The sequence below is a fragment of the Frankia sp. CcI156 genome (genome assembly GCF_001983015.1).
GTDB classification, from domain to species: domain Bacteria; phylum Actinomycetota; class Actinomycetes; order Frankiales; family Frankiaceae; genus Frankia; species Frankia casuarinae.
This window is the reverse complement of record NZ_MOMD01000001.1, coordinates 59169-77564: the sequence shown is the minus strand read 5'-3', so window position 1 is coordinate 77564 and position 18396 is coordinate 59169. Positions and strand designations below refer to the sequence as shown.

At 71.0% G+C, this 18396-nt stretch carries 20 protein-coding genes; 17 read left to right on the top strand and 3 right to left on the bottom strand.

Annotated features, from left to right (window positions below; genetic code table 11):
- The first annotated feature begins 83 nt into the window (after positions 1–83).
- The 9 genes from map (at position 84) to truA (ending at position 6441) form a co-directional block, all read left to right on the top strand.
- A complete protein-coding gene (map, locus tag CcI156_RS00355; RefSeq protein ID WP_011435059.1) occupies positions 84–920 on the top strand; it encodes a type I methionyl aminopeptidase in 837 nt (278 codons plus the stop codon).
- 300 nt (positions 921–1220) lie between these two features.
- Entirely contained in the window at positions 1221–1442 is a 222-nt protein-coding gene (gene infA, locus CcI156_RS00350) for a translation initiation factor IF-1 (RefSeq protein ID WP_006541558.1), read from the top strand.
- Between the two features lie 79 nt (positions 1443–1521).
- Complete coding sequence (gene rpmJ, locus CcI156_RS00345) at positions 1522–1635, top strand: 50S ribosomal protein L36 (protein WP_003956441.1); 114 nt, start codon at positions 1522–1524, stop codon at positions 1633–1635.
- 200 nt (positions 1636–1835) lie between these two features.
- Positions 1836–2216 (top strand): 30S ribosomal protein S13, encoded by a 381-nt coding sequence (rpsM, locus tag CcI156_RS00340; RefSeq protein WP_011435060.1) that lies wholly within the window; start codon positions 1836–1838, stop codon positions 2214–2216.
- A 78-nt stretch (positions 2217–2294) separates the two neighbouring features.
- A complete protein-coding gene (gene rpsK / locus CcI156_RS00335) occupies positions 2295–2699 on the top strand; it encodes a 30S ribosomal protein S11 (protein ID WP_076803942.1) in 405 nt (134 codons plus the stop codon).
- A 95-nt stretch (positions 2700–2794) separates the two neighbouring features.
- Positions 2795–3424, top strand: a complete 630-nt coding sequence (rpsD, locus tag CcI156_RS00330) for a 30S ribosomal protein S4 (protein WP_076803941.1) — start codon at positions 2795–2797, stop codon at positions 3422–3424.
- Between the two features lie 175 nt (positions 3425–3599).
- Positions 3600–4649 carry a DNA-directed RNA polymerase subunit alpha gene (locus CcI156_RS00325; protein ID WP_011435063.1) on the top strand — a complete coding sequence of 350 codons (1050 nt, stop codon included), beginning with the start codon at positions 3600–3602 and terminating at the stop codon, positions 4647–4649.
- Between the two features lie 132 nt (positions 4650–4781).
- The gene (rplQ, locus tag CcI156_RS00320; RefSeq protein WP_076803940.1) at positions 4782–5402 is read left to right on the top strand and encodes a 50S ribosomal protein L17; all 621 of its coding nucleotides are present in this window, start codon (positions 4782–4784) and stop codon (positions 5400–5402) included.
- Between the two features lie 214 nt (positions 5403–5616).
- Positions 5617–6441, top strand: a complete 825-nt coding sequence (gene truA, locus CcI156_RS00315; RefSeq protein ID WP_371681732.1) for a tRNA pseudouridine(38-40) synthase TruA — start codon at positions 5617–5619, stop codon at positions 6439–6441.
- Between the two features lie 76 nt (positions 6442–6517).
- Here truA and CcI156_RS00310 read toward each other — a convergent pair whose 3' ends face one another.
- Complete coding sequence (locus CcI156_RS00310; RefSeq protein ID WP_051569455.1) at positions 6518–7978, bottom strand: hypothetical protein; 1461 nt, start codon at positions 7976–7978, stop codon at positions 6518–6520.
- 293 nt (positions 7979–8271) lie between these two features.
- Between CcI156_RS00310 and rplM the strand changes: the two genes are divergently transcribed.
- The 4 genes from rplM to glmS all read left to right on the top strand — a co-directional run bounded on the left by rplM (position 8272) and on the right by glmS (position 12753).
- Positions 8272–8715, top strand: coding sequence for a 50S ribosomal protein L13 (gene rplM / locus CcI156_RS00305; RefSeq protein ID WP_076803939.1), 444 nt, complete (start codon positions 8272–8274; stop codon positions 8713–8715).
- 93 nt (positions 8716–8808) lie between these two features.
- A complete protein-coding gene (gene rpsI, locus CcI156_RS00300; protein ID WP_076803938.1) occupies positions 8809–9216 on the top strand; it encodes a 30S ribosomal protein S9 in 408 nt (135 codons plus the stop codon).
- 109 nt (positions 9217–9325) lie between these two features.
- Positions 9326–10693 carry a phosphoglucosamine mutase gene (glmM, locus tag CcI156_RS00295; RefSeq protein WP_076803937.1) on the top strand — a complete coding sequence of 456 codons (1368 nt, stop codon included), beginning with the start codon at positions 9326–9328 and terminating at the stop codon, positions 10691–10693.
- A 137-nt stretch (positions 10694–10830) separates the two neighbouring features.
- A complete protein-coding gene (gene glmS, locus CcI156_RS00290) occupies positions 10831–12753 on the top strand; it encodes a glutamine--fructose-6-phosphate transaminase (isomerizing) (RefSeq protein WP_011435070.1) in 1923 nt (640 codons plus the stop codon).
- Between the two features lie 214 nt (positions 12754–12967).
- Here the strand turns inward: glmS and CcI156_RS00285 are convergent, their stop codons facing one another.
- Complete coding sequence (locus CcI156_RS00285; RefSeq protein ID WP_011435071.1) at positions 12968–13528, bottom strand: SWIM zinc finger domain-containing protein; 561 nt, start codon at positions 13526–13528, stop codon at positions 12968–12970.
- 142 nt (positions 13529–13670) lie between these two features.
- On the opposite strand from CcI156_RS00285, the gene CcI156_RS00280 reads away from it, so the two are divergent.
- The 4 genes from CcI156_RS00280 (at position 13671) to alr (ending at position 17961) form a co-directional block, all read left to right on the top strand.
- Positions 13671–14582 carry a PadR family transcriptional regulator gene (locus CcI156_RS00280; protein ID WP_023839785.1) on the top strand — a complete coding sequence of 304 codons (912 nt, stop codon included), beginning with the start codon at positions 13671–13673 and terminating at the stop codon, positions 14580–14582.
- 177 nt (positions 14583–14759) lie between these two features.
- Positions 14760–15116: a holo-ACP synthase gene (locus CcI156_RS00275; RefSeq protein WP_011435073.1), complete on the top strand. Its 357-nt coding sequence runs from the start codon at positions 14760–14762 to the stop codon at positions 15114–15116.
- A gap of 81 nt (positions 15117–15197) precedes the next feature.
- Complete coding sequence (locus CcI156_RS00270) at positions 15198–16802, top strand: NAD(P)H-hydrate dehydratase (RefSeq protein ID WP_076803936.1); 1605 nt, start codon at positions 15198–15200, stop codon at positions 16800–16802.
- A gap of 4 nt (positions 16803–16806) precedes the next feature.
- Positions 16807–17961: an alanine racemase gene (gene alr, locus CcI156_RS00265; protein ID WP_076803935.1), complete on the top strand. Its 1155-nt coding sequence runs from the start codon at positions 16807–16809 to the stop codon at positions 17959–17961.
- Between the two features lie 54 nt (positions 17962–18015).
- Here alr and CcI156_RS00260 read toward each other — a convergent pair whose 3' ends face one another.
- A complete protein-coding gene (locus tag CcI156_RS00260; RefSeq protein WP_011435076.1) occupies positions 18016–18339 on the bottom strand; it encodes a hypothetical protein in 324 nt (107 codons plus the stop codon).
- Positions 18340–18396 lie beyond the last annotated feature (57 nt).

The window sequence follows — 18396 nt, the reverse complement described above, 5'->3', positions numbered from 1 at the left end:
GAAGATCGTTGGAGCACGTCCTGCGGGGTCGGCGGCTAGCATCGGAAACGGACACAACACGAACACGGACCGGGGCGACGAGCGTGGCGCGACGAGAGCACGTCCAGATCAAGACGGCGGCAGAGATTGCCAAGATGCGGGTTGCTGGCCTGCTCGTCGCGAAGACGCTGGCGCGGCTGCGTGAGGCGGTCGTCCCCGGGGTCACCACGGCCGAGCTGGACGCCCTTGCCGAGAAGACGATCCGGGACGACGGCGGTATCCCGTCCTTCAAGGGCTATGCCCAGCCGCCGTATCCGGCCTCGATCTGCAGCTCGGTCAACAACGAGGTAGTGCACGCCATCCCCACCCGCAAGCGGGTGCTGCGCGAGGGCGATATCATCTCGATCGACTGCGGGGCGATCGTGGACGGCTGGCACGGGGACGCCGCGATCACCGTGCCGGTCGGTGAGGTCGCCCCGGAGGTTCTCGCGATGATCGACACGTGCGAGGGCGCGCTGTGGGCGGGCCTCGCCGCAGCCCAGCTCGGCGGAAAGCTCACCGACATCAGCGCCGCCGTCGAGCGGCATGTCCGTCCACATGGCTACGGGATCGTCGACCACTACGGCGGCCACGGCATCGGCAGCGAGATGCACCAGCCCCCCCACGTGCTCAACCACGGCCGGCCTGGCCGTGGCATCCGGCTGATCGAGGGCCTTGCGCTGGCCATCGAGCCTATGATCACTATGGGGTCGCCGGACACGGCCGTGCTCCCCGACGACTGGACCGTCGTGACCCGCGACGGCAGCCTCGCCGCCCACACCGAGCACTCGGTGGCAATCACTCCCCGTGGGCCGTGGGTGCTAACGGCGCCGGACGGCGGAGCGGCGAAACTCGCCGAGCTCGGGGTCGTCTGCGGGCAGCCGGCTGACGCCCCGTCCTGAACCGGCTGAACCGGCTGAGGTCGCGTCGGTCGCGTCGGCCCTTGACGGGGGTCGTGTTGACCCTTGACGGGGGTCGCAGCGTACACTCTTTAGCTGGCGGTCTTCTCACGCCGGTGTGCTCCACCGTGTCGATAGCAGTCCTGTCCATGGCAGTTGCGGTCGGTGGCAGTGTGGTTGGTGGGTTCGGGCTCCTCTCGGGGTAGTTCAAGCCTCTGACCTGGGCTTTTCCGGACATTTCGGGGGGCCGACCGGTCGCGGCCGAGCCGCCGTCCCATAGTCGACGTCAGGACAGCGGAGGACATGCCGAAGAAGGACGGGGCCATCGAGATCGAAGGCCGTGTGGTGGAGCCGCTCCCGAACGCGATGTTCCGGGTGGAGCTCCAGAACGGTCATCGTGTTCTYGCCCACATCAGCGGGAAGATGCGCCAGCACTACATCCGGATCCTGCCGGAGGACCGCGTCGTGGTCGAGCTCTCGCCCTACGACCTGTCCCGCGGCCGCATCGTCTACCGCTACAAGTAGTCGATCTTTTCTCACTCGCCCGTAGCTCCACTCAATCGCCACGCGCGGCCCGCGGCTGCGCAGGAGGTCCGCAACAGCCGTGAAGGTCAAGCCCAGCGTCAAGAAGATCTGCGACAAGTGCAAGGTGATCCGTCGCCACGGGCGAGTCATGGTCATCTGCGACAACCTTCGTCACAAGCAGCGTCAGGGCTGATGTCCTGACGGGTGCGCCTCGTCCCGGCGGGTGGCRCAGCACGTGCCGCCCGCCGAGATGCGGCCCACCGCATCCAAGCGATGCCAGGCGTCCTCTTCGGGACGACCCACCCCCGGTCGGAGGCCGGGGCCCGCCCGGCCCGGCGCCGGCCGGGACGGCATCGCCCGAGACCTCCGGCCGCAGGAAGGAAACATCCGTTCATGGCACGCCTCTCCGGCGTCGACCTTCCCCGCGAGAAGCGGGTTGAGATCGCTCTGACCTACATCTTCGGAATCGGCCGCAGCCGCTCCCGAGACACCCTCGCCGCCACCGCGGTCAACCCGGACACGCGTGTTCGTGATCTGAGCGAGGAAGAGATCGTCAGGCTGCGCGACTGGATCGACGCGAACTACCGGGTCGAGGGTGACCTCAACCGGGAGATCAAGCAGGACATCCGCCGCAAGATGGAGATCGGGTGCTACCAGGGGCTCCGTCACCGGCGTAACCTGCCCGTCCACGGCCAGCGCACGCACACCAACGCGCGCACCCGCAAGGGCCCGCGCCGCGCCATCGCCGGCAAGAAGAAGGCTGGCAAGAAGTAGTCAGGGTCCCCGGCGGACCGTTCGGGTCCGCCGCCGACCACTGATCGACGACCTCGTACACGGAGACCACACGCGAATATGCCTCCCAAGACGCGCGCAGCCGGCRCCAAGAAGGTCCGGCGCAAGGAAAAGAAGAACGTCGCCCACGGACACGCTCACATCAAGAGCACGTTCAACAACACGATCGTCTCCATCACCGACCCGTCCGGGAACGTGATCTCCTGGGCTTCGGCGGGTCATGTCGGCTTCAAGGGCTCCCGCAAGTCCACGCCCTTCGCCGCCCAGATGGCGGCCGAGAACGCGGCCCGCAAGGCGCAGGAGCACGGGATGCGCAAGGTCGACGTCTTCGTGAAGGGCCCGGGTTCCGGCCGGGAGACCGCGATCCRTTCCCTGCAGGCCGCGGGGCTCGAGGTCGGTGCGATCCAGGACGTCACCCCGACCCCGCACAACGGTTGCCGCCCGCCCAAGCGGCGCAGGGTGTGACCATGCGGCGAGGCGGYCGTGGCCGGGGCTCCACGCCGGCCGGTGTCGTGGCGTCGTGTTCGAGTTCGCGCCAGGAAACGAGAGAGAAGGATTAGATGGCCCGTTACACCGGCGCGGACTGCAAGCGTTGCCGCCGCGAGAAGACCAAGCTGTTCCTCAAGGGCAGCAAGTGCGACACCCCGAAGTGCCCGATCGAGATCCGGCCCTACCCGCCGGGCGAGCACGGCCGTGGCCRCACCAAGGACTCCGAGTACCTGCTGCAGAAGCGCGAGAAGCAGAAGTGCGCCCGGATCTACGGCGTGCTGGAGAAGCAGTTCCGGGGCTACTACGACGAGGCGAATCGCCGGGCCGGCAAGACCGGTGACGAGCTGCTGAAGATCCTTGAGTCGCGGCTCGACAACGTCGTGTACCGGGGTGGCTTCGCACCCTCGCGGGACGCCGCCCGTCAGGCTGTCCGGCACGGCCACGTCCAGGTGAACGGCCGCAAGGTCGACATCCCCAGCTATCGGATCAGCGAGAACGACATCGTCGAGATCGCGCCGAAGGCCCGGGAGCTCACCCCGTTCRTCGTGGCCCGGGAGACCGCGGGTCAGGGTCGGGCCGTTCCAGCCTGGCTGGAGGTGATCCCGAGCCAGCTGCGGATCCTGGTGCACTCGCTGCCGGCGCGGCAGGTGATCGATACCCAGGTGCAGGAACAGCTGATCGTCGAGCTTTACTCCAAGTAAAATCTACCGGCGTCGTCCCCGCAGCCAGGGGCGGAGCACACTGGAGTCCGGGCGGGCCTCCGCCCGGACACCACCCGTGGGTGGAATGGACCGATGTTCCGCCCACCGGCTCCCGTCAGGGGGCCCGCACCACACGGCGTCATATGGCGGTCGCCGTGGTCGGAAGGACGTTCTCATGCTGATCGCTCAGCGTCCCACCCTCATCGAAGACCCGATCTCCGAGTTCCGTTCACGCTTCGTGATCGAGCCGCTGGAGCCGGGCTTCGGCTACACCCTCGGTAACTCGTTGCGCCGGACCCTGCTGTCCTCCATCCCAGGTGCCTCGGTCACCAGCATCCGCATCGACGGCGTGCTGCACGAGTTCTCCACCGTGCCCGGCGTCAAGGAGGACGTGACCGACCTGATCCTGAACCTCAAGGAACTGGTCGTCAGCTCCGACAACGACGAGCCGACCGTGATGTACCTGCGCAAGCAGGGCCCCGGCGAGGTCACGGCGGCGGACATCGCCCCGCCGGCGGGCGTCGAGGTGCACAACCCCGAGTTGCGGCTCGCCACTCTGAACGACAAGGGCAAGCTTGAGATCGAGCTGACCGTCGAGCGKGGGCGCGGGTATGTCAGCGCGGCCCAGAACAAGCAGGCCGGCCAGGAGATCGGGCGGATCCCGATCGACTCGATCTACTCGCCGGTGCTGAAGGTGACCTACAAGGTCGAGGCGACCCGCGTCGAGCAGCGGACCGACTTCGACCGGCTCATCGTTGACGTCGAGACCAAGCCGTCGATCTCCCCGCGAGATGCGATGGCCAGCGCCGGCAAGACCCTGGTCGGCCTGTTCGGGCTGGCTCAGGAGCTCAACGCCGAGGCGGAGGGCGTCGACATCGGCCCGTCCGCCGCGGACGCGGCGCTGGCGGCCGACCTTGCGCTGCCCATCGAGGAGATGGACCTGACCGTCCGCTCCTACAACTGCCTCAAGCGCGAGGGCATCCACACGATCGGCGAGCTGGTCTCCCGTAGCGAGGCCGACCTGCTCGACATCCGTAACTTCGGGCAGAAGTCGATCGATGAGGTCAAGACGAAGCTGGGCGCGATGGGCCTGCAGCTCAAGGACTCCCCGCCCGGGTTCGACCCGCGCCAGGCGGTGGACACCTACGGCACCGACGCGTACAGCCCGTCGTTCTCCGACCCGTCCGACGACGGCGCGGAGTTCATCGAGACCGAGCAGTACTGATCTCCACKAGGGCCTCCGCTTCCGGCGGGGGCCCTCGGCGACCCTCCGGTGGCGAGAGCCGCGTCCTTCGGGCGGGCAGCCTGGCTAGGCCGGTGACCAGCAGGACAGTGAAAGGAACGWGGAGCACTCATCATGCCCACGCCAACCAAGGGCGCCCGGCTCGGCGGCAGCCCCGCACATGAGCGGCTGCTGCTGGCCAACCTCGCCACCGCGCTGTTCGAGCACGGCGGCATCACCACCACCGAGGCGAAGGCCAAGCGGCTGCGTCCGTACGCCGAGCGTTTGGTGACCTTCGCCAAGCGGGGGGACCTGCACGCCCGCCGGCGTGTCATGCGCCAGGTAYGCGACAACTCGGTCGTGCACACCCTGTTCACCGAGATCGGTCCGCGCTACGCGAACCGGAACGGTGGCTACACCCGGATCGTCAAGATCGGCAACCGGAAGGGTGACAACGCCCCGCTGGCCCGGATCGAGCTGGTCGAGGCGCTGACCGTCGGCCAGCAGGCCGTCAGTGAGGCCGAGCGGGCGCGGGGCACCCGTTTCGAGGCTCGTCGCAAGCCCACCGGTGCCACCGTGGAGGCTGCGGAGGAGCTGGCCCAGGAGTCGCCAACCGCGGCTGCTGTGGCAGTCGAGGCCGCGGAGCCGGCGGAGACCCCCGCCGAAGGGGCCGCCGGCAAGCCGACGACCGCGCAGACGGACGACTCCGGCATCGGGGACGACTCCGGCGCCGGGGAGCAGAACTCCGCAAACTGAGATCCGGGCCGAAGGCCGAAATCTTTGGCCGAATCTCGCGTCCTGGAGTAGATCCGCGCAGGCCCGCCGCCCATCATGGGCGGCGGGCTTTCGTTTTAGTGCCGCCGCACCGCCGCGTCGTCGCTTGCACGGGGGAGAGGCAGATGTCCGATCCGGGAGTTTCCGCGGGACGTCGTCCCGCGGGTCGCGAGGCGGCTGCCCGCCGGTGATGATGATGACCGACGGGCTGGTTCGGCTGCGGCTGGACCTCTCTTATGACGGGACGCCGTTCGCGGGATGGGCCCGCCAGCCCGGCCAACGCACCGTGCAGGGCGATGTGGAGGACGCCCTCATGCGGGTGGCGCGGTTGCCGGCGGTACGGCTCACCGTCGCCGGACGGACCGATTCGGGTGTCCACGCCGTCGGTCAGGTAGCGCACGTTGATCTCCCGGACGACGTGCCGCTCRGCGGCCTCGCGCGGCGGCTGAACGGTGTCCTGGACCGGGCCGTGCGGATCATCGGGCTCGCCCCGGCACCGCCCGGCTTCGACGCCAGATTCTCCGCGCTCTCCCGCCGCTACGTCTATCGGATCACCGACGCTCCGTATGGAGCCGAACCCCTGCGGCGCTTCGACACCCTGGCCTGGCCTCGTCCGCTCGACGTGCCCGCGATGGCGGCGGCGGCGCTGTTCCTGGTCGGCGAGCATGACTTCGCCGCGTTCTGCCGGCGCCGGGAAGGCGCGACGACCGTCCGTACGCTGCTGCGCCTCGATGTGCTCCGCCGGCCTGAGGGGGTCGTCGTGGCCGACGTCGAGGCCGACGCCTTCTGCCACTCCATGGTCCGGGCGCTGGTCGGCGCCCTGCTCGCCGTCGGGGAGGGCCGCAAGCCGCCCCAATGGCCCGCGGCGGTGCTGCACCGAGGTGTCCGGGACCCCGCCGTCACCGTGGCGCCGGCACACGGCCTGACGCTGGTGGACGTGCGTTACCCGCCCGATCCTGAGCTGGCCGCCCGGGCCGAGGTCACCCGGGCCGTCCGGATTCCCCCCACGCCGTCCGGTTGAGGGGGCCCCGGTCGCCGGTGAGTCAGTGGTCGCCGGTGAGTCAGTGGTCGCCGGTGAGTCAGTGGTCGCCGGTGAGTCAGTGGCGCGGACCGTGGCCGAGTACTGCTCGGTCTCCGATGGGCTCGGTCGCGAGCGTGCTCAGATCGGTCTGGGCGTTCCGCAGCGCGGGATCGATCCCCGCACCCTGGGTGCCGTCGGTGTAGGCGACCTGCGTGTAGATGAGGTAGTGCCCGCGGGTGATCGCGCCCCGCCACGAGTTGTTCCCACCCGGGCCGGTGATCCGCGCGTTCGGAATCGAGTTGGCCGGGACGGGGAGGGGCACGATGCCACCGCGTCCCTGGTTGAGGATGTCCGCGGTGGCGGTGGCGGTGGCGAGCTTGTCGAGGACGAAGACGGTGACGCCGGCCAACACCTGGCGTTCGCCGTCCCTCGGGGTGCTGAGGAACAGCGTCCGCACCACCTGCCGGCAGCGCCGGTCCTTGAGCTGTGTGACCAGATCACCAGTGAGATCCGGGCAGCTGTTGTCCAGTTTGCGGGCGAGCCGTCGGTAGTTCCGTCCTTCGGCCTCGACCTGCTCGTCGGAGAAGAACTCGTTGGCGGTCACCGGATCGGAGTCGAGGGTCGCGCTGTCGAGGAAGCCTGCCGGGATCGGTGGGAGCGTCTGCCGGGTGGTGGGCGTCTTGTTCCCGTTGTCCCCGCTGCGCCCGTTGTCCCCGCTGCGCACCGCCACGACCGCGACCGCCGCGATGAGGACGAGGACGGCCCCGGCGACGCCGGCCAGCAGCCGCCGAGCGCTGCGGACCCCACGGTCCCCGGCCTGGTCCTGAGTGCTCCGCCCCCACCTCGGCGGGTACGCGCCACGGGCGCTCGATGCGGCGGTGGCGGACGGTGCCGACCCGTTGATCGGATCGCCGTCGACCGGATCGCCGTCGCCGAATCCGCTGTCAGCCGCGGGGGGTGGGTGGGATTCGCCGGTTTCACCGATGAGGGTGGGACCGCCGGTAACGGCATCCGTGTCGGGGAAGACACCCGGGCGTGGGGAGACACCCGGATAGGCCGGCGTGTCCGAGTCCCGTGGACGGGATGCCGGGCGCTCATAGCGGGTCGGACCGGACGGCGGCACGGATGCGGCGCCGGTCCCGGCTGGCCCCGTGCTCAAGCTCGTGGTGGTCGGGGACGGTGTTACGTCGGGCGGCGTGGTGTCGGGCGGCGTGATCCGCAGGGAGGTCGGCTTCGGCGAGAACGAGTACGTCCGGGACCCCCCGAACAGGGGATCGTCGGCCGGGGGAGTCCAGCCGTCGAGGTCGGGGTGCGCGCCACCCGGGCGGGGAATCGTCGCCGCTGTCGGGCCCGTGGTGCCTCCCCGGCAGGCCGGACCGCCGCCCTCCGACGCGCCCTTCGACGCGCCGGCCGACCGACGGCCCTCGGCAGGCGCGGGAGACGCCCGATCATGGCAGGCGCCTCCGGACAGCGGGGTCGGCCCCTCGTGCCCGGGGGCCCCGGGCCCCTCGCGCCCGTCAGATCGCCCGCTGCCCATCTCCGTCATCCTGGTGAGAATAGCCAGGTTGTCGGCGGGATTCAGCGCGGTCAGGTGTCCATGGTCGGTGGCCGGACCGACTGCATGTCCGTACTCCCGGTGCTCTCCCGTACTCCCGTACTCCCGATACTCCAGCCTTCCGTGCCCCCCGGTGGACCGCTTCGATCGCCTGGTAACCTCAAAGACTGYTGCGCGTGACACGTCCCGTCTGCGCGCTCCACATTCTTGACGAGATCCGCGAGAGGCCCCTTGGGAGTCTCCTGGCGGGATCGTCCGAACGAGAAGGCAGACCTGTGYGCACGTACCAGCCCAAGCCCGCGGATGTCCAGCGTGTGTGGCACGTCATCGATGCCACCGACGTGGTGCTCGGTCGGCTGGCGACCCAGGCCGCCACGCTCCTGCGTGGAAAGCACAAGCCGTACTTCGCTCCGCATATCGACACCGGCGACTTCGTCGTCGTGATCAACGCGGGTAAGGTCGCCCTGAGCGGGAACAAGCGGGAGCAGGCCCAGTACCACCGGCACTCCGGCTTCCCGGGCGGTCTGCGCAGCACCTCCTACGGGGAGCTGCTCGACACCCGTCCGCAGATCATCGTCGAGAAGGCGATCAAGGGCATGCTGCCGAAGAACAAGCTCGGCCGAGCCCAGGGGACCAAGCTGAAGGTCTATGCGGGTCCGACTCACCCGCACCAGGCGCAGCAGCCCACCCCGTTCGAGATCATCCAGGTCGCGCAGTAGCCGCGGACCTCCTGAGCCGGTCGCCGGGCGGGCTCTTCCCGCCCGGCGGTATCGGCCCCGGGAACCACGCATCAACCGAGGAAGGAACGCGACGTGGCTGTCGTGACCGACGTACAGGGCAATCCCCGCGCCACCGGGCGGCGCAAGGAGGCGGTCGTCCGGGTGCGTCTGCTCCCGGGGACCGGGCAGTGGACGCTCAACGGGCGCACGCTTGAGCAGTATTTCCCGAACAAGGTGCACCAGCAGCTCGTCAACGAGCCGCTCAAGGCACTGGATCGGATGGAGTCGTACGACATCGTCGCCCGGCTGCAYGGCGGCGGCGTCTCCGGGCAGGCCGGTGCGCTGCGGCTCGCCCTCGCCCGCGCGTTGACGCYGGCGGAGGAGGAGTCCMGGCCTACCCTGAAGAAGGCCGGCTTCCTGACCCGTGACGCTCGGGTCAAGGAGCGTAAGAAGTACGGGCTCAAGAAGGCCCGCAAGGCTCCGCAGTACAGCAAGCGCTGACCTTGGATCCCCTTCGCGGGCGTGCCCCCGGAGGCGTGCTCCCGGAGGGGATCGGTGCCACCGGTGCCCCCCTCGGTCTCCGCCACGATCTTCGACGAGGGAGACCTCAATGGTGAGGCTCTTTGGCACCGACGGCGTCCGAGGTGTCGCCAACATCGATCTGACCGCGGAGCAGGCGTTGTCGCTGGCTTCCGCGGCGGTCGAGGTCCTCGCTGGGCCGAACCGGACCAGCGGGCCCTCCGGCCGCGGTAAGCCGGTAGTGGTCGTCGGCCGGGACACGCGGCCCTCCGGGGAGTTCCTGGAGGCCGCGGTGGTCGCCGGGCTCGCGGCCTCCGGTGCCGACGTGGCCCGGATCGGGGTGGCACCCACGCCCGCGGTGGCTCACGCCGTCGCGGCCAGCGGCGCGATGTTCGGCGTCATGCTCTCCGCCAGCCATAACCCGATGCCGGACAACGGCATCAAGCTGTTCGCCRCCGGCGGCCTCAAACTGCCCGACGAGGTCGAGGATGCCATCGAGCGGCGGATGGCCCTACCTCCCAGCCGCCGTCCCGTCGGCGCCGACGTCGGTCGGGTCCGCGACGAACCGGTTCTCCTCGACCGGTATGCGGCGCATCTGCTGGCCACGCTGCCGGTGCCGCTCGACGGCCTGCGGGTCGTCGTCGACTGTGCCCAGGGCGCCGCCTCCACCTTGGCCCCTCGGGTGCTGCGGGCGGCCGGAGCCGACGTCGTCGCGCTGCACGCCGACGGCGACGGGATAGCGATCAACGACGGCAGCGGTGCCACCCATCTCGACAGCCTGCGTGCCGCGGTCGTGGCGCACGGCGCCGACGTCGGCATCGCCCATGACGGCGACGCGGACCGTTGCCTCGCCGTGGACGCGACCGGTGAGGTCGTCGACGGCGACCAGATCCTGGCGATGTGTGCTCTGGCGCTGGCCGAGCGGGGTGAGCTGGTCGACGACACGGTGGTGGTCACCGTGATGTCGAATCTGGGCTTTCACCACGCGATGCGGGAGGCCGGTATCACCGTCGTCACTACACCCGTCGGAGATCGGTACGTGCTGGAGACGATGCGCGCCGGAGGCTACGTGCTCGGCGGTGAGCAGAGCGGGCACGTGGTGTTCCTGGACCACGCGACGACCGGCGATGGGTTGTTGACGGCGTTGCGGATCCTGGGCCGGGTCGCCGAGACCGGACAACCRCTCGGCGAGCTCACCAAGGCGATGACCCGGCTGCCCCAGGTGTTGGTGAACGTGCGTGGCGTCGACCGGACACAGGTGGACACCAATGAGGAACTGCTGCGGGCCGTCGCCCTGGCCAAGGCGGAACTCGGTGACGAGGGTCGGGTGCTGCTGCGGTCGTCCGGCACCGAACCCCTCGTGCGGGTGATGGTCGAGGCGGGCACCGACGCCGCCGCGCGGGCGGTCGCACAGCGGCTCGCCGCCGTCGTGCGCACCGCGTTGCCGCCGGCGCGCTGACCGATCCCGCCGCTGACCGATCCCGCCGCTGACCGATCCCGCCGCTGACCGGTCCCGCCGCGGCCACAAGCGGACACCTTGCCCCGAGCCTCCCCCGGTACGCTCTCACCCCCGGGAACCTGCGTACGCTGAGCCGCATGTGCGGGATCATCGGTTACGTCGGCGACCAGGCGGCCCTGGATGTCGCGTTGAACGGTCTGCGGCGGTTGGAGTACCGCGGTTACGACTCGTCGGGTGTCGCCGTGGTCGGCGCCGGGGCACTGCGGACGGCGCGTCGTGCCGGCAAGCTGTCCAACCTCGAGAAGCTGCTCGCCGAGAATCCGGATTCCAGGCCGATGCCCGGCACCACAGGCATGGGGCATACCCGGTGGGCCACGCATGGTGGACCAACCGACGCGAATGCCCATCCGCACACCGACTGCACCGGCGCCATCGCCGTCATCCACAACGGGATCATCGAGAACTTCGCCGCGTTGCGGGTCGAGCTGGAGACGGTCGGCCACGAGCTCGCCAGTGAGACCGACACGGAGGTCGTCGCCCATCTCCTCGAAGTCGAGCTTGCCGGCACCGGCACCGGCACCGGCACCGGTGCTGGTGCTGGTGCTGGTGCCGACCGCGGGTACGACGGGGGCGCGCATCCGCTGACCGTCGCGCTGCGACGGGTCTGCCGGCGGCTGGAAGGCGCGTTCACCCTGGTCGTGCTGCACCGCGACTTCCCGGAGGTGGTTGTCGGGGCCCGGCGTAACAGCCCGCTGGTCGTGGGGCTCGGTCAGGGGGAGACCTTCCTCGCCAGCGACGTCTCGGCCTTCATCGCCCACACCCGGGAGGCGCTGGAGATCGGGCAGGATCAGGTGGTCGAGGCCCGCCGGGACGGTGCGACGGTGACCGACTTCGGCGGCCAGATCATCGAGGGTCGGCGCTACCACGTCGACTGGGATGCCAGCGCCGCCGAGAAGGGCGGCTACCCGTACTTCATGCTCAAGGAGATCAGCGAGCAGCCGACCGCCCTGGCAGACACGCTGCGCGGTCGGCTTTCCGCCGACGGTGCGATCGTGCTCGACGAGGAGCGGCTGTCTGGCCAGGATTTCCGGGACGTGGACAAGGTCTTCATCGTCGCCTGCGGCACCGCCTACCACGCCGGCCTCATCGCGAAGTACGCAATCGAGCACTGGACCAGGCTGCCCTGCGAGGTCGAGATGGCTTCGGAGTTTCGCTACCGCGACCCGGTGCTCGACCGGTCCACCCTCGTCATCGCGATCAGCCAGAGCGGCGAGACGCTGGACACGCTGATGGCGGTCAAACACGCGCGCGAGCAGAAGGCGCGGGTGCTGGCCATCTGCAACACCAACGGTTCTACGATCCCTCGGGAGTCCGATGCGGTGCTGTACACCCGCTGCGGCCCGGAGGTGGGGGTCGCGTCCACCAAGACCTTCCTCGGGCAGGTCGCCGCGTGCCTTCTCGTCGGCCTGTTCTTGGCCCAGGTGCGCGGCGTGCTCTACGGCGACGAGGTCGCCGCGTACGTCGAGCGGCTCCAGCGCATGCCCGAGCTGATCGAACGGACGCTGGGAACGGTCGAGCCGGTGCGGGAGCTCGCCCGCGCCCTGGCCGACGCGAAGGCGGTGCTATTCCTCGGTCGTCATGTGGGGTACCCGGTGGCCCTGGAAGGGGCCCTCAAGCTCAAGGAACTCGCCTACATGCACGCCGAGGGGTTCCCGGCGGGGGAGCTCAAGCACGGGCCGATCGCGCTCATCGAGCCCGGCCTGCCGGTGTTCGTCGTTGTGCCGTCCCCGCGGGGTCGTGCCAACCTGCACGGAAAGATCGTTTCCAACATCCAGGAGGTCCGGGCGCGTGGCGCCCGCACGATCGTGATCGCGGAAGAGAGCGACACCGCCGTCGAACCGTTCGCCGATCATCTCATCCGCGTGCCCGCGACCGCGTCGCTGTTCGCGCCCCTGGTCACGACGCTACCGCTGCAGGTCTTCGCGTGCGAGCTGGCGCTTGCGCGCGGCCTCGATGTCGATCAGCCGCGTAACCTGGCGAAGTCGGTGACAGTCGAGTAAGCCCTTCCCCACACGGCGCCTTCCCCACACGGCGCCTTCCCCACACGGCGCCTTCGGCGCAGTGTGGGGGCCCCTGGCATCGGGCGCCGTTCGGGGTTTCTGTCAGCTCGCCTTCGGCGAGCTTCCTGGGGTAGTCGACGGCGCCTTCGGCGCAGTGTGGGGCCCCTGGCATCGGGCTGCGGGGGCTCGGGCCTGCGGGTCAGGGGCCTGCCGGTCAGGTGGACGGCGTCGCTCCGTGCTGACGGCCGTGCCAGGCGACCGTCGCCTCCCACAGCGCATCGGCGACGGCGTCGTTGTCGTCGGCGGCGTCGAGCAGGGTCTCGACAAGTTCGGCGCGAGGGGCGCGGCTGAGGAAGACGCGCATCGCGGCGTGGACCGGGTCGTCGGTGAAGAGGGTCTCCTCGCCGAGGATCGTGCCGTCCTCCCCCTCGTCGTCCTCGGCGAGCCCCGCCGAGCCGGTGGCCACGAGGGCGACCGCGACCGCGTGCCGGCAGAACGAGCCGGTGGATCCCTCGGTGCAGGTACAGCCCGTCCGTGGCCCGTCGTCGGCCGCCTCCAGGCGGACCTCGTACGAACCGTCGTCGTCCACCGTGCCGGATGCGTTGGTGGGGCGGATACGGAGTTGTTCGACTCGACCGAGAAGAGCCAGATTCACCCCTTCCATGAAGACGTCGGTGCCGGCGTGCTGTGCGCAGGCGCGTTCCTCGAAGGCTGCCTCGAGCGGGGTGACGGCGTCTCCGCCGTGCCCGTTCTCCCCGGACCCCGAAATGATCACTGCTCAATCCTACGGAATTCGCGCGGTTCGGGGATGCCTAGCCGAGTAGGTCTTGTCATCGATTGCATCGCGATATATCGTGAGCCTACGTGATGGAGCGTGAGCGGATTGCTCCGGTCGCGCCGATTCGAAGGGAATGATCATGGTTTCACAGGTGATGCCGGGCCCATGGGGCCACTGGGGATGCGAGGCCGGGTTCGGCCCGTCCCGGCTGCGRGACTTCTTCGAGGCGATGAGCGCTTGGGGGCAGTGTGGTGGCCGGTCGGAGGCGGTGGCCGGCGAGCAGGACCACCCCGAGAGCGGTCGGGCCGGTCGCGTCGGCCGTGGCGGCCACGGTGGGCATCGTGAGCACGGTGGGCATCGTGAGCACGGTGGGCATCGTGAGCACGGTGGGCACGCGGGAGGCGGGCCGAGAGGCCGCCGGGGCGGACCGGGCTGGCCGTTCGGCGGCTTTCCCGGTCCGGGGTTCGGTCCGGGCTTCGGCGGCCCCGGCTTCGGTGGCCCCGGCAGCTTCGGCGGCCGTGGGCCGAAGGTGGGGCGGGGCGACGTCCGGGAGGCGCTGCTCGCGCTGCTGGCCGAGGAGCCCATGCACGGCTACCAGATGATCCGCGAGCTTGCGGAGCGCAGCGGTGGCATCTGGCGGCCGAGCCCGGGGTCGGTCTACCCGGTCCTGTCACTGCTGGCCGACGAGGGTCTCGTGCGCGCGGAGGAGGCGGAGGGCAAGCGAGTCTTCCATCTCACCGACGCCGGGCGGGCGCACGTCGAGGCACGCGCAGGGGAGCGCAAGCCGTGGGAGACTGCTGCGGCGGCGGTCGATGACGATCTCACCAGTTTGCGAACGCTGGCGTTCGCCGTCGGTGCGGCCATCGTCCAGGTGGCCCAGGCCGGAGACGAAGCGCAGATCGCCGCGGCGCGGTCCCTGCTCGCCGAGACCCGCCGTGGTCTCTACCGGATCCTCGCCGGGGACGACGTCGAGCCCCCGATGAGACCGGAGGGTGCCGCCACGGGCACCGGCGCGGACAAGGGCCGCACCGCTCCCGATGGCGACAGCTAAGGACGACGGCAACGGCGGATCGGCCCCAGGGCGGGCTGCGACGCACTGATCGACGAAGCGTTGATCAGCGGGGCGCGGGCGCCCTCGGCGAGATGGGCGTGAACCGGCTGGCGGGGACCTCACGGCCACCCCGGTGCCGACGGCGGCGCAACACCGCGTTTGTGGGAACCTTTCCGGGTGGCGGTGGTGGGCGTCGGAGTGGACGTGGTGGATGTCGACCGGTTCGCCGCGACGCTGGCGCGCACGCCGGGCATCGCGATGAGGCTGTTCACCGCGACCGAACGCGGCCTCGCCCGGCCTGAGCGGTTGGCTGCCCGGTTTGCGGCGAAGGAGGCGGTCGCCAAGGTTCTCGGCGCACCCCCCGGTCTCGAGTGGCACGACACCGAGGTTGTTCTCGGTACCGGGGGGCGACCGTCGTTACGGATCATCGGCACGGTGGCCGCCGCGGCGGCCCGGCTCGGCATCGCGTCCTGGCACCTCTCGCTCACCCACGACGGCGGCGTGGCCGTGGCGATGGTCGTCGCCGAGACCTGAGCACGGTCGGGTCCGGTGGGTCCGGTGGGTCCGTGCCGGCCTGTCGGGCGCCCGCGGATCGGAGCGGGGCAGCATGTCGGCATGCGCAATGCCCATACGGTCGAACAGGTTCGAGGTGCCGAGGCGCCGCTGCTCGCCTCGCTGCCCCCCGGCGCTCTGATGCAGCGGGCGGTGCACGGGCTCGTCGCGCACGCCGCACGACGCCTCGGGCGGGTCTACGGTGCCCGCGTCGTCGTGCTCGCCGGCGGTGGCGACAACGGTGGTGACGCCCTCTGGGCCGGAGCGCGGCTGGCCGCCCGAGGGGCGCGGATTGATGCGGTGGCACCCGGCCGCACCCACCCGGAAGGCACCGCAGCCCTGCTTGCGGCCGGTGGCCGACTGCACCATCCGGGTCCGGTGGTGGGCGCGGGCGGTCCGGCGGGTGCGGGGCAGCCGATCGACGATGAGCGGCTGCGTATCCTGTTCGCCGCCGCCGATCTGGTGCTGGACGGGTTGCTCGGCATCGGGGGCCGGGGCGGGCTGCGCGAGCCGTACGCCCGGCTCGCCGTTCTGGCACCCCCCGAACGGACGGTGGCGGTCGACGTCCCCAGCGGGGTGGACGCGGACACCGGGGCCGTCGCGGGGCCGGCGGTCCGGGCGAGCAGTACCGTCACCTTCGGTACCCGCAAACGCGGCCTGTGGCTCATGCCCGGTGCCGCCCACACCGGCCCCGTCGAGCTGGTCGACATCGGACTGGACCTGCCTGAACCCGACCTGTGCGCTCTCGACGACGCCGACGTCGCCGCGGCATTGCCCGTTCCCAGCCCGACGGCGTCCAAGTACAGTCGCGGGGTCCTCGGCCTCGTCGCCGGCAGCGACGCCTATCCGGGCGCCGCGGTGCTCGCGGTCGGCGGCGCGCTGCGTGGTGGCGSCGGGTACCTGCGGGTAGTGACCGCGGGGCACGCCGAGAAGGTCGCGGGCGAGGCCGTCGGCGCGGTCGTGAGCAGGGCCGGCGATTTCGTGCGGATGGCGCATCCCGAGGCCGTCGTGACCGTCATCGAGGCCGGTGACGCCGACACGATGCTGGCCGCCGGCCGGGTCCAGGCCTGGGCGATCGGCCCAGGCCTGGCGCCGGGACCCGCGGTCCGTACCCTGCTGACGGCGTTGCTGGCGACGGACCTTCCGGTCCTGGTCGACGCGGGGGGCCTCGACCCGCTTGCCGAGATCATCGCGGCGCGGCCCGCCGTCGCCGAGCGGGCGGCGCCGGTGCTGATCACACCGCATGAGGGCGAGTTCCAGCGGTTCGTCTCGGTCGCCCTTGGCCGGGACGCGCAGGCCACCGTCGCCGAACTCGCCGACGATCGGCTCGCTGTTCTCCGGCGGGCCGCGGCGGCGACGGGAGCGGTGATCCTGCTCAAGGGCGCCCGCACACTCGTCGTGCGGCCGGATGGATCGGCGCTGGTCAACACGACCGGATCGGCATGGCTGGGGACCGCCGGGACCGGTGACGTGCTGACCGGCCTGATCGGCTCGCTGCTCGCCGCCGGGCTCGCCCCCGCGACGGCCGGGGCGGTCGGCGCCTATCTGCACGGCCGGGCCGCCGAGCGGGCCCCGGCGCCGCTGGCAGCGAATGATCTGCCCGCCCTCCTGCCCCAGGTCATCGGCGACCTGCTTGACCGGCGACGGATGCCACGCGGAGTAGCGTGACGGCGTGACCGAACAGCGAGCCGGTTCTCCGGCCGGGAATGATCTTCGTTCCTGTGCCGTCATCGATCTCGACGCGGTCCGCACGTCGGTGACCGCCCTCGTCGCCCGGGCAGGCGACGCCGCCACCATGGCGGTCGTCAAGGCTGACGGCTACGGCCACGGCATGATCCCGTGCGCACGGGCGGCCCTGGAGGGCGGGGCCACCTGGCTCGGCACGGCGTTCCTTGAGGAGGCGCTCGCCCTGCGCGCGGCCGGGTTCACCGTCCCGGTGCTGTCCTGGCTCGCGGCGCCCGGTGAATCGTTCGCCGCCGCCATCGCCGCGGATGTCGACCTGTCCGCGTCCGCGGGCTGGGCGCTCGAGGAGGCCGCCGCCGCGGCCCGGCGGACCGGCCGTACCGCCCGGGTGCACCTCAAGGCGGACACGGGCCTCGGCCGGGCGGGAGCCACGGAGGCCGACTGGCCGGCGCTGTGCGACGCCGGGGCGGCACTCGAGGCCGAGGGCGTGATCGAGGTGATCGGTGTGTGGAGCCACTTCGCGTTCGCCGACGCCCCCGGGCATCCCACGGTGCAGGGTCAGATCGGGCGTTTCCGGGATGCGATCGACATCGCCACGAAGGCGGGGCTACACCCGTCCGTGCGGCATCTGGCGAACTCGGCGGCTACCCTGGTCAGCCCGGAGGCGCATTTCGACCTGGTTCGACCGGGAGTGTCCGTTTACGGACTGTCCCCGGGTCCGGAGATCGGGCCGCCGGCGGCCTTTGGCCTGCGCCCCGCGATGACGCTGACGACGCACGCCGCGTTGACCAAGCGGGTACCGGCGGGAACCGGCGTCTCCTACGCGCACCGGTACACGACAACACGCGAGACGACGCTCGCCGTGGTGCCGCTGGGCTACGCCGACGGCATCCCCAGGTCCGCGACGAACACCGCGGAGGTGCTGTTCGGCGGGCGGCGCCGACGCATCGCCGRCACGGTCTGCATGGATCAGTTCGTCCTCGACGTGGGTGACGACCAGGTGGCGGCCGGCGACGAGGTGCTGCTCTTCGGCCCCGGCGACCGCGGCGAACCGACCGCGGACGACTGGGCCGCGGCGCTGGGCACCATCAACTATGAGATCGTCAGCCGGGTCGGGGCTCGGGTCCCCCGCCGCTACGTCTGACGGCCCGCCGGGCGGCGCCGGACGAGTCGAAGATGCGGGATGCGGGATGCGGGCTCAGCCGCAGCCGCCGGGGCCRCAGGCACCGCCGGAACCGTGACCGCCGGTGGGCGACACGTGGCCGCCGAGCGAGCCGCGCTCCATCCGCCGACGCACGGGACGGGAGACGGCGGCCTCGCGCTCGGCCTCCTCGAGGCGGGAGCGGGTGGTCAGTGTCAGCATCACCGGCCCGGCCGGCACCGGAGCCGGAGCCGCGGCGCCGGGGCCCTCGGCCGGCTCGGTGTCGTCCGGCACCCCTAGTGCGGCGGCGCGCTCCGGGCCCGTCAGACGACGGCCTGCGCTCGCCGGGATGTCCTTGCTCCTGTGCCACCTCAGCCGCACGATCTCCGCCTCCGGTCCACACTCGCTGATCGATCTGATCCCACTGGATCCGTCCGC

Bases quoted from the DNA above. Each gene is read 5' to 3' on its own strand.
- rpsM (WP_011435060.1), top strand. From the start codon at position 1,836: ATGGCACGCCTCTCCGGCGTCGACCTTCCCCGCGAGAAGCGGGTTGAG.
- CcI156_RS00310 (WP_051569455.1), bottom strand. From the start codon at position 7,978: ATGGGCAGCGGGCGATCTGACGGGCGCGAGGGGCCCGGGGCCCCCGGG.
- glmS (WP_011435070.1), top strand. From the start codon at position 10,831: ATGTGCGGGATCATCGGTTACGTCGGCGACCAGGCGGCCCTGGATGTC.